The organism is Nostoc sp. FACHB-280, from assembly GCF_014697615.1.
Classification (GTDB): domain Bacteria; phylum Cyanobacteriota; class Cyanobacteriia; order Cyanobacteriales; family Nostocaceae; genus Nostoc_B.
This window is the reverse complement of the sequence record NZ_JACJSD010000006.1, coordinates 21,443-36,048: the sequence shown is the minus strand read 5'-3', so window position 1 is coordinate 36,048 and position 14,606 is coordinate 21,443. Positions and strand designations below refer to the sequence as shown.

The window sequence follows — 14,606 nt, the reverse complement described above, 5'->3', positions numbered from 1 at the left end:
AGCTTTTATAACGTTATTCAATTTTGGGTTTAGCCGTACAGGTTAATAACTGTTGCGATCGCACAACGGATTTCTCTGCAATTAACTCTATTTTTCCGCTTGCGTTACGTCGCCAGCCAGTTGCTTGCACCAGTATTTCTGGTGATTTTGGTATTTGGGCTTGTACTGATTGTGTTTTATGGAATGCAGAGATATCGCGCACATCAGACCAGGTGCGATCGCTCCTCATGTCCTGTGTGGGATTTTGCGGTATGCCACCTCGTCCTGTGGCCACAAAACTACTGCCATTGGTATTAGAACAACCACTTGCTATTTGCTGTGATTGATCAGTAACATTTGCTGGTAGTTCTACTAAACCTGAATTGGGATCAACACCAACATTATTCACTTCGACTGTACCATTCACCCCAAATTGCGAACTAGCAGTAATATCGTTTTCTGGTGTCAGTTGCGGACGATATTCTAACCCAAAAATCCCCTGAGTTGTAATGTCAATATTTCCGCCTTTACCTTGGAAAGCATTGGCAATAATATCGCTGTTTTCTAAGCCGAGAATGACAGGTGAATTAATGGTAATGTTACCACCATTGCCAGCAGCACCAGCTTCAGCATTAATGAGGCTACCATTACGCATGAGTAAATAATCGCGGAGTTGGAGATTGATATTGCCCCCTTGACCAACTTTTGTGGATGCAGAAAGACTACTACCATTGTTGAGATATAAGGTATTGGCATTAACGTTTAAAGTACCTGCATCACCTTGAACTTCATTTTCAACAAACACTCTTGCCCCATCACGAATGCTTAACTTAGGAGTATTAATTGTGACACTACCTGCATTTGCTTTAGCGGTAGTATTGTCACTAATAATTGTTGTAGGAGTTCTCAGGATGAATAAACGAGCGATCGCTCCAATATAACTAGGATTTGCTGCGTCTTTCATCCCGCTCACATCAACTGACTCAGTGGCATTAATGGTGAGATTGCCAGCATCCCCTCTACTTACACTCGAAACTGAGACTAAACCCCCATTTTCTATTGACAATTTCCGAGTATCTAAATGTAAGTCGCCTGCATCTCCAGGGCCAAAAGTATTCGCTGATAGCAAACTGATAAAGAGTGATCCAGGAGGAGAACCCAAACTTGAGACATTCACCGTATCAGCAGTAACTTGAACATTGCCTCCCTTCCCGCTAGAAAAGCTCCTCGTACCAACATTAGCACCGCCCAAAATTGAAAGGCTATTAGTAGAAATCGATAAATCTCCACCTGGCTTATTTCCAAAAGCAGCAGCAACAAGCACACCAAATATCGGCACGGTAGATGGATCTTGCGGATCAACCCCTCCCACAGAAACTGCATTAGCATTGACTGTGATGTTACCACCACGGGCCGAACGGTAGCTACGGCTCATAACAATTGCCCCACGATCAATTGTTAATGTTGGAGTTGTAATCACAATATTTCCTGCGGTTCCTGATACTAGAGCTTCATTGACTATGCCACTGGAACTGCGAAAATCTGAGGATCTACCAATTACCTGTAGCGACTCTGTAGCATTAACAGTAATATCTCCTGCTTGACTGTTGCCTAAATTTTGAACCACCAGCAAAGAACCATCCCGAAGATCGATCTGTTTACCTTGAAGTTGAATCGAACCTGGATTTGTTCCGCGTACAGATACAACAGCACGTTGACTCATTTGGATATTCCCAAAGCTAGAACCATTACTGGGATAGCTAAATGTTAATGCTTGTGGCGTAAGATTAATATTTGCACTGCCTTGAGTTATGCTGCCTAGTTCAATTCGTCCACTCGGTGCAGAAAGAAAGCTACTATCGAGAACGAGATTACCACCTATTAAAGCTAGTGTTTTTCCAGGTTTAACCTGTAAGCCATTTGTACTAGTTAATCCAGAAACAGGAGATGTGGGGTCTAATTTACTATTATTTCCCATTCCTTGCACGGAAATAGTTCCCGGATTGCCCCCAAGTTGTAACCCTACAGGCACATTCATACTTAACAATGGGGATTGAGTTATGTTGGTGCTGAACTCTTTGCCATCAGCAAATTTGATGCTATTTGCTGTTGTTCCCACAAAAGAACCACCAACGTTTAAGCTTGCATGTTTCCCAAAAATAATCCCCGCCGGGTTGAGCAAAAACAAATTCACACCACTATTAGTTGTGATGGAACCGTTAATGTCGGAAACATCACCACCAGTCACCCGACTAAAAATGTTTTGGATACTAGAATTACTGCTGAAGGTGGCAGAACCACCAGCAGGAATAGAGAATTGGCTAAAGCTGTGAAATAAATTATTGCCAACAGCAGTACCGCCAGTGATGTTGTAACTATTACTTACAGACCCAGGAGCCACAGCAGTGCCGAGAGTACCATCAGGTTTGACTTCTGCCTGAACATGGCTGTTACCAATAGCCAAGATATAGACTGCACCAATTAAGCTTAAGTTAGCAAAAGTTACTTTCATCAACTTATTTGAAATTATCTACTTGGTGTCTATTTTTCCCAAGGTAAATTTTGCTATTAAGGTATCTGTGTAATGTTATGGTGAGTTTTTTTCAGCTTTTATGAACAGCAGCACAAGTTAATGATGGTGCTAAATTTACAGAAGATTTATCGGCAATTAATTCAATTTTGCCTTGGTCGTTACGTCGCCAGCTAGTTGCTTGCACAAGTGTTTCTGGTGATTTAGAGATTTGGGTTTGTGCTGGTTTTGTGGTGTGGAACGCAGAGATATCACGAATGTCTGCCCAAGTGCGATCGCTCCTAATTTCCTGCGTCGGATTTTGTGGTACACCACCCCGACCAATGGCCACAAAACTACTACCTGTATTCGCAGCACAACCACTTGCTATTTGCTGCGATGGATCACTGACATTGGCAGGTAATTCGACTAAACCTGAATTGGGGTCAACACCAACATTGTTAATCGCTACTGTACCATTGACATTAAATGCGGAACTGGCTGTAATATCGTTGGTTAAGTCTTTTCTGGGTGTCAGGGTATCGCGGAATTTTAAACCAATAATGCCTTGAGTTGTAATGCTAATATTCCCACCCTTTCCTTCTACGGCATTGGCAATAATGTCACTATTTTCTAGTCCAACTATAACTGGAGCATTAATACTAATATTGCCACCATTGCCAGTACCACCTGCTTCTGCACTAATAAAGCCACCATAACGCATAAGTAATAAATCTCGCAGTTGCAGGTTGATGTTACCGCCTTCACCTGCTTTTGTGGAGGCTAAAATGTTTCCACCATTTTTGAGTGTGAGGGCATTGGCATTAATGAGCAGATTACCAGCTGTGCCAGAACCCGTATTTTTGACAAGAATCATCGCCCCATCAGAAACGTTCACAATGGGTGCGTTAATTATAGTGTTCCCTGCATTAGCACGGGAAATCTTTTCATACGGAGCCAGAGGAATAACCGCACTACCAATGAAGCTGGCAGAATCTCCAGGTTTCATACCACTCACATTAATCGATTCTGAGGCATTGATAGTTAATGAACCTGCATTACCTAAAACTAAGCTAGAAGTTGATACTCTACCACCGCCTTGAACAGACAGTGTACGGGTGTCAATATTCAAAATGCCAGCATCCCCAGTCCCGAATGAGGAAGCCGAAATTACGCTATGGTACAGACCTCTTGGCGCATCTGCACCTAATACCTGAATTGTATCTGCTTTGATATTAACATTGCCGCCTTTACCTGAAGAATGAAGTCTAGTTGTTATGTTGCCTCCGGCTGAAACAGATAAATCTTGCGTAGTAATGGAAATATTTCCGCCCTGTCCTGCGCTAAAAGAACTAGCTGTTATCTGACTAACAGATCCAAAACGAGCAAAATCGTTTGGTGCAAACTCATTGACATTGAGTGCAAACCCACTGACATTTATTGTGTCGCTATTAATAATAATGTTGCCCCCAGAAGCGTCGCTAAATGTGCGGTTGATGATGTAACCAGCTTGAGCAATATTTAACTTCGGGGTATTAACGATGATATCTCCTGCTGCCGCAGAAGATACTGTGTCATTGACTAAACTGCTAGAACTTTTAAAATCAGGTGATTTACCAATAATATTCAATGATTCTGTAGCATTAACAACAATATCACCAGCAGCTTGGTTACTCCGATTTTGGACTAATATCAAAGAACCATCACGGATACTGACTTGCTTTCCTTGAATTTTGATTGCTCCGCTATTTCCTTGATTTACTAAATTGATATCGTCTGTAGATACTAAAGCTAATTTGCTCAGGGTAATATTACCAAAATTCCCAGTGTTGGGATAACTCAGGGTAAACCCTTTGGAAGTGGAATTGAGCATAACATTAGCATTATTGATGCTACCCAATTCTATTTGCCCTCCTGGTGCAGAGAGTAAACCGCCATCCAAGGCAATATTTCCACCCACTAATGCTAAGGTTTTGCCAGATTGTAGCTCTAATCCTCTGTTGAGTCCCGATACTTGAAAGATTGTACTCACACGGCCATTGTGTCCGGCTCCTTGAATAGTAATTGCCTCTGGATTGCTGCCAAGTTGCAAACCAACGGGGACATTCATAGTTAATAAGGCTGGTGATGTGGTGTTGGTGGCGCTAAACTTTAACCCATCGGCAAATATAATGCTATCTGCGGTTGTGCCGACAAACGAACCACCAATGTTCAATTTAGCGTTAGCCTTAAACAAAATCCCGGCAGGATTCAGTAGAAATAAATTGGCGCTACCTTGGGCGCTGATTGTGCCATCTATATCTGATAAACTACCACCTGTGACACGGGCGAAGATGTTTTCGACGCTAGTGGCATTGTTGAATAAAGCAGAACCACCTGTAGAGATGGAAAAGTGACTAAAGCTATGAAATAAATTGTTGCCAACACGAGTGCCATTTTTAATTGTGTAACTATTACTACTAACATCCACATCTGTACCGAGAGTGCTATCAGGAGTTACTTGTGCGTGAACACTATTGTTACAAACAGCCCAGATGCAGATTGCACCAAGAAAGCCAAACCCAGTAAAAGTTAATTTCATGAACGGATTTCTGATTTTTCTTCCGTATTCATAATTCCCAAATCAGTATTTTTTATAACATTATTTTTTGGATAACGCAGAACAGGTTAATGCTTGTTGTGCCTGACTAGAAGATTGATTTGCAATTAATTCAATTTTGCCTTGGGCGTTACGTCGCCAAGAGGTAGCTTGCAAAATTGTTTCTGGAGATTTTGGTATTTGGGCTGGTGCTGGTTGTGTAGTGTGGAATGCAGAGATATCACGAGTGTCTGACCAAGTGCGATCGCTCCTAATTTCCTGCGTGGGATTTTGCGGTACACCACCCCGTCCTGTGGCGACAAAACTACTACCTGTATTATCAGCACAACCACTCGCTATTTGCTGCGATGGATCAGTGACATTTTCTGGTAGTTTGACTAAACCGGAATTGGGGTCAACACCAACGTTATTGACTTGCACTGTCCCATCCACCCCAAACTGCGAACTGACAGTAATACAATTTTCTGGTGTTAATTTAGACATCTCCAAAATAGTATATTTTGGAGATGTCTAATTAATCTGCACGAAATAACTCAACAACTGCTGGCTTAGTTACTTTCCCCATTGCGTTGCGGGGTAACTCTGCAACTGTGAGTATTTTGGTTGGGACTTTATAAACTGCTAATTGCTCTTTTGCCCAATTCCGAAACGATTCTAATGTTAACTGGCATTGGGGATGCAGTACTAACGCTGCACATACTCTCTCACCCCACTCAGAATCAGCAACTCCCACGACGGCACATTCTTGGATATCTGGATGAGTTCTTAATACTTCTTCAATTTCTAACGCAGATACTTTATAGCCACCAGTTTTGATGATATCTACACTCATTCTACCGAGAATACGGTAATTTCCGTTCTCCACTACTGCTAAATCTCCTGTGCAGAACCAGCCGTCTTTAAAGGTTTTGGCGGTTGCTTGGGGATTTTGCCAGTATTCTAAAAATACGCCAGGACTTTTAACTTGAATTTCGCCTGGTGTTTCTGGTGGTACTATTTCTCCACTTTCATCAACTAATCTTACTTCTACTTGCGGTAAAGGCTGACCAACATAACCTGCGTGACGTTGACCGTGTAAAGAATTTGACAACGCCATCCCAATTTCGGTCATTCCATAGCGTTCTAGAAGAAAATGACTGCTAATATTTTGCCATTTTTCTAAAACTTGCACTGGTAAAGCGGCGGAACCAGAAACCATCAGACGCATCTTTTTACATTCTGCGGTCATACTTTGTTGGCGTTCAACTGTGGTGCTTTCCCAAGCGGCGATTAATTTTACATAAATTGTTGGGACTGCCATAAATAAAGTTAAGTCACCCTGACAAATGTGATTCCAGACAGCTTCTGCATCGAATTTGCTTAACATATAGCATTCCGCCCCAGCCCACAAAGCACAGGTGAGGACGTTGATAATGCCATGAATATGATGTAATGGGAGTACGTGTAAAATGCGATCGCTTGATGTCCATTCCCAAGCTGTAATTAAACTGGTAACTTGCGCTTGAATATTTTCATGAGTTGTCACCACACCCTTTGGTTTGCCTGTTGTACCACTGGTGTAGAGAATTAACGCACGTCGAGTAATATCTATTTCTGGCAGATTAACAATATTATGTGGTGGTGTGTCCGAAGTCAGGATAAATCTGAGATTGTGTTCTGTTGCGAGCGATCGCATGATATCCTCATACTGCGGATGGGCAATAATAATCGATGCGCCTGAATGGATAATTACGTATTCTAATTCTGGTTTTGGATGCGAAATACACAGTGGTACAGCTATCCCACCAGCCCGCCAAATTCCCCACTGTGTCGCTACATACTCAAACCCAGGCGGAATCAAAAAAGCTACTCGCTGTTCTTGTAAATCTACTGTATTTTGTAATAAATTTGCCGCTATTTGACCCGAAGCTTGCAGCAAATCCTGATATGTAAATAAGCCTGTATCTGCAATAATCGCTGTTTTCTTGTTATGTGCTTCAGCACGAGTAATTAAAGGGAGATTCACTTTCGTTTACCAATTTATACTTAATTCAGTCTAATTACTGAAAGCATATAGCACTTTTAAATACTTTTCTGAACTTTTTAAACTTCATTTATACTGATTATTTTTTAGTTAAGTAGTAATCCTAAATAATTTATAAACATCTCTCTACCTTGTCCCCCTTGTCTCCCTTGTCCCCCTTGTCTCTTTTATTCATATCTCAAATAAACCTGATATCATTTTCCCATAGACATAATTTTTTCAAATCTTCGACAAGTCTCTGTCATATCAAGCTCTTACATTAAGAAAAGTTAATTCTCAAATATAAAAGTGTATCTAGTTATCGCGGGCTAAATTTTAGCGAATACTTAACCTTAGATATTTAGAACGCTAATCATTTTCTGCTCAATCCAGAAATTATTATCGGGATGATAAAAAAATGAAATACCTATCTGATAAATCGATTGAAGTCAGCAACACAACCAGAAAATCATTATCTCAGGCTGATTTAGTGCGTAGTTATCTGCATGAAATTGGGCGCATCCCTTTATTAAGTCATGAACAAGAAATCAAGCTTGGGCAGCAAGTCCAACAAATGATGAATTTACTGGCTGCCAAAGAAAAACTAACTGTGCAGTTACAACAGCAACCAACACAATCAGAATGGGCAGAATATGTCCAGCTTAGTGAAGCAGAACTATTGCAACAACTACAGCAAGGTTATCAAGCCAAGGAAGAAATGATTAGGGCTAATCTGCGGCTGGTTGTTTCGATCGCTAAGAAATATCAAAAACGCAATTTAGATTTTTTGGACTTAATTCAAGAGGGAAGCTTAGGTTTAGAAAGAGGTGTTGAGAAGTTTGAACCTCAAAGGGGATACAAATTCTCCACTTACGCTTATTGGTGGATTCGTCAGGCAATCACAAGAGCGATCGCAGAACAAGCACGCACTATCCGTCTACCTATTCATATTACGGAAAAACTCAATAAAATTAAACGCACTCAACGGGAACTAGCACAAAAATTAGGTCGTACTCCTTCCACCGTTGACATCGCGCAAGAATTATCTCTAGAACCGCAACAAGTTAGAGATTATCTACTGTTAGCACGCCAACCTTTGTCTTTAGAATTACGAGTCGGCCCCGAAAGAGATACAGAATTATCTAGTATGCTAGAAGATGAAGGCATCTCTCCTGAATCATACGCCGACCAAAGTTTTCTCAAACAAAATATCCAAGATTTATTATTAAAATTAACTCCTCAGCAACGCGAAATATTAACCTTAAGATTTGGCTTGACAGGCGGAAATACCTTATCTTTATCTGAAATTGGCGAACAACTGGGTATTAGTCGAGAACGAGTACGACAAATAGAACTGCAAGCTTTAAGCACTCTTCGCCGACACAAAGATAAAATTAGCGGCTACTTAGCTAGTTGATACCTCCCGCAAAAATGTTTGATTTGAGTTGATGCACCCATTCTGCTGGTCATTAGTATGTTTACTCAGCACTCAGCACTTTCAATTCATTACTCGTTTACCCAACTTGTTCTAAATATTGGTTAATGTCTTCAATGAGGCGAGTGAGTTCAGCTTCCGTAGTTAAGCGGATAGTGACATCTCGCACTGTCAACAAAACTTTAGCAGCAAAGGGAGTCGGCCAGATATTAGGATTACAGAAAATTTCTAAAAATACCTCACCAGTGTAACGATATTCCAAAGGCGGTTGGGGTGTGACTTTACCACCAGCCGCAGGTTTAGCCGCAACAGCTTTCAGCCGTTCCATTAATTGATCAATCGCCGCCTTTAACTCTCTTGCGGCTTGGGGTGAAAAACTGAAGGATACAGAACCTTCAACTAAGTTTAATGTTAAAGGAGTTGAAGACATAAGCTTGATTAAATTTGTTTGATACTTACCTAATGTTACCGGAAGAGTTCGTCTAGACTGGGGCATCTCTACCAAAGGTCAAGATGATTCAGAAAGCATTTATCCAAGAAAAGGGTAATGGACGAATGGAACCGGAAATGGCTGATTTATTGGCGGAGTTAAATCACCGAGGAGTTCCGGTTGAAACTTTTACCGAAAAACGTCTACACAGGCGACAGCTACCATTGGCTACTGACACATTAGTTGCTGGTTATATCCCAGTAGTGTTGGGCGCATTGCGACAGCTAGGTGTAGACTTGCCAAATCTCACTGACTATCCCCAGTGTTTGCAAGCATTTCTACATCGGCAAATTTGGCAAAGTACAGTTGGGCAGATTATTCAGCGAATTTATGATGATCATGCACCCATATTTGCTAAACCTCAAAATCGCAAAAAGCAATTTACAGGTCATGTATTTGCCTCGCCCAGCGATTTAATGTATTTGCAAGGAACATCTCACCGTACACCTGTTTATTGTTCTGAGGTTGTTGAGTGGCTGTCAGAGTATCGAGTCTTTGTGATTCGCGGTGAGATTGTGGGAATTAAACATTACTGGGGGAATTCATCTGTAGCAGTTGATTTCAGCGTAATTACAGAAGCAGTCCAGTTGTTAAACGTTTCTGGTGAAGGAACTGCGGCTTACGGAGTTGATTTTGGTGTTTTGTCAGATGGTGTAACTGCGCTGATTGAGTGGAACGATGGTTTTTCTTTAGGTAGCTATGGTTTGGATAAGTCTTTGTATACAGATTTAATTTTGACCCGATGGTGTGAATTGACTGGATTACTCATTTAAAAAGAAAATTAATGATTTTTTTGCAGAAATTAATGATAATAAGTCGCTGATGATAAAACTGGAGGCATGAATAATACTAAGCTTATGTCTGAAATTAATTAAAATAAATTGCAACAGATTCAACAAAACATTAGAGTCTATATAGACAATTATTATAAATAAGCAAAAAGTCATTATACCTAATTAACATTTTGAGTTTTACACTTATAAGTCATAGAACTTGCTGTTAAAAAATATCTATGACTTACGATAATCGGGGGACTGTTAGAAAGGTTTTAATAATCACCCTGCTGCTGAATTTATTGGTGATGGGGTTAAAGGCAGTGGTGGGTTATTGGACTGGTTCTTTAAGCTTGTTAGCTGATGCTTTGCATAGTGTGACAGACAGTGCCAATAATGTTTTAGGATTATTTGCTAGTAAATTTTCTTCGCCACATCCTGACCGGGAACATCCTTACGGACACCAAAAATTTGAAGCGGTGGGAGCTTTAGGAATTGCAGCATTTTTAGGGATAGCTTGCTTTGAAATTCTTCAAGGAGCAATTGAGAGGATGATAAAAGGTGGTGAACCTGTGAGAATTGCACCGCCTGAGTTGTGGTTATTACTAATAGTTTTGGGTGTAAATATTTTTGTGGCGTTTTACGAACGGAGAGTTGGTCAGCGTGTAGGTAGCCCAATTTTAATTGCCGATGCGATGCACACGATGAGTGATATTTGGGTGACGATTTCGGTAATTTTTGGTTTAATCGGGGTTTGGCTAGGTTTTCAATGGTTAGATATAGTGTTGGCGTTTCCTGTAGCTTTGCTGGTGTTTTGGAGTGGCTGGTCAGTTTTACAAGCTAATTTACCTTGGCTGGTAGATCAAATGGCGATCGCACCAGAAGCAATCCATGAAATTGCAACTTCTGTACCGGGAGTACTAAACTGTCACGATATTGCTTCAAGAGGCGTTTTAGGTAGGCAAGTTTTCATCGAAATGCACTTGATTGTAGATGCACCAGATGTAGCAACTGCACACCGCGTCACCGAAAATGTGGAAAGACGTTTAGAAGAACGCTTTCACCCTGTGAGGATATTAATTCACGTTGAACCACCAGAGTATAAATCTGAACAGATTAGTTTTAGTTAGGGAGATGTGGGGGATGTGGGAGATATGGGGACAAGGGAGACGTGGTAGACAAGGGGGACAAGGGAGAGATATATTACCTATCACCTATCACCTATCACCTGTAACCTGTAACCTGTAACCTAATAATTTTCACACTTAGTTACCGACTTAACGACGATCGCTACTAGTTCATTTGGGTCAACTGGCTTGGCAACATGAGTTTGAAAACCGGCTTCTAAGGCGCGGATACGATCTTCTGTATCACCATAGGCGGTTAAAGCGATCGCTGGGATTCCTCCTCCTTGATCTGGTTTGAGCGATCGGACTTTACGGATCAGTGTATAACCATCTTCCTCTGGCATAGCAATATCACATACCAAAACTTCTGGCTGTAACGTCATTAATGCTTCTAGTGCAGCTGCGGCTGATGCTACTGCAACAACATTGGCTCCATCAGTTTCTAACACTGTAGTGACGTAAAAGCGGCTATCATCATCATCATCAACTACCAAAACATTTAAGCCAGCAAGCGGTAGAGGAGCTTCCATACAATCTCCGTTAAGATTGAAAAATGCTGATTTTTCCAAGTGAAATTTTTGTTTTTCCTCAGCTATCATACTATTAATAATTTTAATGCTTTTACAGCAAATTTTACATAAAAAATATTGTTTTATCCAGGGTAATTTGTATTTAATACTTTTTACTTGCTGGCACTTCCATTTACTATATCAATTAATTTTTGTAAATAATTATTTACAGACAAAATAAATAATACTCTAATTAATATTCTGTTTAATATAACAGATGATTAAGCTGACTCATCCTCTAACTTAAGTCTTATCTCTTAAGATATATAGAAATCAGATTTGATTTCTGACTCTACTTTTGTAGACAGAGAATAGGGAGCAGATTGGTTTTTAATTAATTGAGGACTACTATCGTATTCTGGCACGAAAATTATGATAGGTCATAAATCCCCAACTTGTGCAAAAATTCGGGGATTTGAACACCCGCAACCTGTCAAAACCAATTTGGTGGAGAATAGTAAACTGAGTTAATTTTTGAAATTATCTATAAAGGGAGGGAGTAGACAATTTTTTCACACATTCAATGAAACAAATGATTTTAAATTTTTATGTTATGACTTATCACTGATCTTCCAATAAGACTTAGACTTATGTAAAAAATAATACTTTTTACTGCTATAATTCGCTTAAATTAATTAAAATTCTCAAAATAATACCGATGCAACAATTATAGAAGAGGAGGGGTATAGAGATATAGGGGTGTATGTATCCAAAACTCCTACAGCCAATCTCCACAGACAGCTTTTGTGCGTAAGGTCTAAATTATCTTGACTGTTGTTTCTTATCCAAAAGAGATAAAATATGCTATCGATATTGTGTGAATAACTATATTTTTTGCCAATTGATATCCACCAATAGGTATAAAGATTTGAAATTTTTATAACTCGTTGGTTAGATATTTTAATTTTCCCTGATGCTGCAAGCAACTAGTCATGGTGCAATTGCTGACCGTTTTAATTATTGATGATTCCCCTGAAGACCGTGAGGCTTATCGTCGCTATCTGCTGCAAGACCAGGAATATAATTACACTATTCTCGAATCAGCATCAGGAGAGAAAGCCTTAGAACTATATCGCCAATTTCCAACAGACTGTATTTTATTAGATTTTTTATTACCAGATATGGATGGGCTAGAATTTTTGGCAGAATTGCTGAAACTAGCAAAACCAGTTCCAGCCGTAGTAATGTTAACTGGGTATGGTAATGAAGCCATTGCTGTTCAAGCGATGAAAAGTGGTGTTCATGATTATTTGGTTAAAGGGCAAACAACAGCGGGGCGTTTGCATTCAACTATTCACTCAGCAGTAGCACAAGTCAAATTGCGGCAAGAATTACAGCAAAGTGAAGCACGCTTACGTGAAAGTCAGCAGTTTATCGAACGCATTGCTGAAACAACACCAGGAATTTTGTATGTTTATGATTTGCTAGAACAACGCAATCTGTATCTTAATGGTCAAGTTAATAGATTGCTTGGTTATACTTCCCAGCAGGTTCAAGATTTGGGGAAGGAATTCTTGATACAGTTAATGTATCCCGAAGATTTGCCTTTGTTTTTTCTACATCTGCAAAAAGTCGCTGTAATTCAAGATAACGAGATTTTGGAATTTGAATACCGGATGCGCCATGCTAATGGCCAATGGTGTTGGTTTTACAGTCGAGACACTGTATTTACCAGAAATGAAGATGGTTCGCCACGTCAAATTGTTGGTACAGCTTATGATATTACTACTCGCAAACATCATGAAGTGGCACTGCGGGAAAGTGAAACCAAATTTCGCAGAATTGTCGAATCGAATGTGATTGGCATTTATTTTGGTGATTTTAGCGGTCTGATCTATGAAGCTAATGATGCTTTTTTAGAATTGTTAGGCTACAGTCGTGCAGAATTAAAAACAGGAAATCTGCGTTGGGATACTTTAACTCCACCAGAATATTATTTGCTTGATCAGCAAAAAGTTGAAGAATTGAAGACTTCTGGAGTTTGTAATCCTTTTGAGAAGGAATATTTTCGCAAAGATGGTAAGCGTGTGCCGGTGCTGATTGGAATTGCGCGAATTGATGATACAGATTACAGAGGTGATAGTGCTTGCTTTGTGCTGGATCTCACCCAACGCAAACTTGTAGAAGCAGAACGCCAGAGGTTATTGCAATTAGAACAAGCTGCCCGTGCGGAAGCGGAAGCTGCTAACCGCGCTAAAGATGAGTTTGTGGCGATGGTATCTCATGATTTACGATCGCCTTTAAATGCCATTTTAGGTTGGACACAATTACTCCGGACTAGGGAGTTGAGTCCCGAAAATATCAACCAAGCCCTCGAAACAATTGAACGTAATGCCCAATCGCAAGCAAAACTTTTAGAAGACTTGCTGAATATGTCTCGGATTCTGCAAGGTAAGTTACAACTAGAATTGAGACAAGTTTATTTAGGGGCGATTGTCAGTCAAGCTGTTCAGGCTGCTTACCCCAGCGCCCAGGCGAAAAACATTCATCTAGAATCTGTGATTGATCATTCTATAGCAACCATAACTGGAGATGGCGATCGCTTGCTGCAAGTTTTAGGTAATTTACTCTCCAACGCTATTAAATTCACCCCAAACGGCGGACGGATAAATGTAAAACTATTGCGTCAAGAATCTGATGCTGAAATAACTGTCACTGATACAGGTATTGGCATTAGCCCAGAATTTTTGCCTTATGTATTTGAACGCTACCGCCAAGATGATCGCACTCACAAACAAGGTGGTTTAGGCTTGGGTTTAGCGATCGCTCGTCATTTAATAGAACTTCATGGTGGTACCATCCAAGCTGTCAGTCTGGGAGAAGGACAAGGTTCTACTTTCAGTATTAGACTACCTTTGCAGTAAATTTTTTAGTCAAAATCAAAAATATCAGCATCAGTAGGGATGAACGGCCATTTGCCCCTACAAGTTGAAAAATTCCATATTATTCCGGCATCTATCGTATTCATAAAAATTAAGTAAAGTTTAAAATCGGGATTTTGTTACCAAATATACAGTAATCCTTGGTGATTAACTTTTGAATACATAAATAACTTTGTAATAAATTTGGAATGAGTAAAAATAAGGCTCTCTCAAAGTTTTAATCATAGGGATCATTTCATTT

Annotated in this window: 9 protein-coding genes and 1 pseudogene; 4 read left to right on the top strand and 6 right to left on the bottom strand. The window is 40.1% G+C overall.

Features of this window, described 5'->3' with window-relative positions:
• Nucleotides 1–13 precede the first annotated feature (13 nt).
• The 4 genes and pseudogenes from H6G75_RS06090 to H6G75_RS06075 form a co-directional block, all read right to left on the bottom strand.
• Nucleotides 14–2,491: an S-layer family protein gene (locus H6G75_RS06090; RefSeq protein ID WP_190979065.1), complete on the bottom strand. Its 2,478-nt coding sequence runs from the start codon at nucleotides 2,489–2,491 to the stop codon at nucleotides 14–16.
• A 91-nt stretch (nucleotides 2,492–2,582) separates the two neighbouring features.
• A complete protein-coding gene (locus H6G75_RS06085; RefSeq protein WP_190979064.1) occupies nucleotides 2,583–5,069 on the bottom strand; it encodes an S-layer family protein in 2,487 nt (828 codons plus the stop codon).
• 60 nt (nucleotides 5,070–5,129) lie between these two features.
• Nucleotides 5,130–5,561, bottom strand: a pseudogene (locus H6G75_RS06080) (filamentous hemagglutinin); the annotation flags it as partial.
• Nucleotides 5,562–5,601: 40 nt separating this feature from the next.
• Entirely contained in the window at nucleotides 5,602–7,092 is a 1,491-nt protein-coding gene (locus tag H6G75_RS06075; RefSeq protein WP_190979063.1) for an AMP-binding protein, read from the bottom strand.
• Nucleotides 7,093–7,507: 415 nt separating this feature from the next.
• Between H6G75_RS06075 and H6G75_RS06070 the strand changes: the two genes are divergently transcribed.
• Nucleotides 7,508–8,506 (top strand): RNA polymerase sigma factor, RpoD/SigA family, encoded by a 999-nt coding sequence (locus H6G75_RS06070; protein ID WP_190979062.1) that lies wholly within the window; start codon nucleotides 7,508–7,510, stop codon nucleotides 8,504–8,506.
• A gap of 97 nt (nucleotides 8,507–8,603) precedes the next feature.
• Here the strand turns inward: H6G75_RS06070 and H6G75_RS06065 are convergent, their stop codons facing one another.
• A complete protein-coding gene (locus H6G75_RS06065) occupies nucleotides 8,604–8,954 on the bottom strand; it encodes a hypothetical protein (RefSeq protein WP_190979061.1) in 351 nt (116 codons plus the stop codon).
• Nucleotides 8,955–9,037: 83 nt separating this feature from the next.
• Between H6G75_RS06065 and H6G75_RS06060 the strand changes: the two genes are divergently transcribed.
• Nucleotides 9,038–9,787, top strand: a complete 750-nt coding sequence (locus tag H6G75_RS06060) for an ATP-grasp domain-containing protein (RefSeq protein WP_190979060.1) — start codon at nucleotides 9,038–9,040, stop codon at nucleotides 9,785–9,787.
• Nucleotides 9,788–10,026: 239 nt separating this feature from the next.
• The gene (locus H6G75_RS06055) at nucleotides 10,027–10,917 is read left to right on the top strand and encodes a cation diffusion facilitator family transporter (protein WP_190979059.1); all 891 of its coding nucleotides are present in this window, start codon (nucleotides 10,027–10,029) and stop codon (nucleotides 10,915–10,917) included.
• Between the two features lie 119 nt (nucleotides 10,918–11,036).
• Here the strand turns inward: H6G75_RS06055 and H6G75_RS06050 are convergent, their stop codons facing one another.
• Nucleotides 11,037–11,444 carry a response regulator gene (locus H6G75_RS06050; protein WP_190979058.1) on the bottom strand — a complete coding sequence of 136 codons (408 nt, stop codon included), beginning with the start codon at nucleotides 11,442–11,444 and terminating at the stop codon, nucleotides 11,037–11,039.
• A 971-nt stretch (nucleotides 11,445–12,415) separates the two neighbouring features.
• Here H6G75_RS06050 and H6G75_RS06045 point away from each other — a divergent pair.
• On the top strand, nucleotides 12,416–14,347 hold the full coding sequence (locus H6G75_RS06045; protein WP_190979057.1) for an ATP-binding protein: 1,932 nt from the start codon (nucleotides 12,416–12,418) through the stop codon (nucleotides 14,345–14,347).
• The last annotated feature ends 259 nt before the right edge of the window (nucleotides 14,348–14,606 follow it).

Coding starts and splice junctions, on each gene's coding strand:
- H6G75_RS06070 (WP_190979062.1), top strand. CDS start 7,508: ATGAAATACCTATCTGATAAATCGATTGAAGTCAGCAACACAACCAGA.
- H6G75_RS06090 (WP_190979065.1), bottom strand. CDS start 2,491: ATGAAAGTAACTTTTGCTAACTTAAGCTTAATTGGTGCAGTCTATATC.
- H6G75_RS06045 (WP_190979057.1), top strand. CDS start 12,416: ATGGTGCAATTGCTGACCGTTTTAATTATTGATGATTCCCCTGAAGAC.
- H6G75_RS06065 (WP_190979061.1), bottom strand. CDS start 8,954: ATGTCTTCAACTCCTTTAACATTAAACTTAGTTGAAGGTTCTGTATCC.
- H6G75_RS06050 (WP_190979058.1), bottom strand. CDS start 11,444: ATGGAAGCTCCTCTACCGCTTGCTGGCTTAAATGTTTTGGTAGTTGAT.
- H6G75_RS06085 (WP_190979064.1), bottom strand. CDS start 5,069: ATGAAATTAACTTTTACTGGGTTTGGCTTTCTTGGTGCAATCTGCATC.
- H6G75_RS06060 (WP_190979060.1), top strand. CDS start 9,038: ATGATTCAGAAAGCATTTATCCAAGAAAAGGGTAATGGACGAATGGAA.
- H6G75_RS06055 (WP_190979059.1), top strand. CDS start 10,027: ATGACTTACGATAATCGGGGGACTGTTAGAAAGGTTTTAATAATCACC.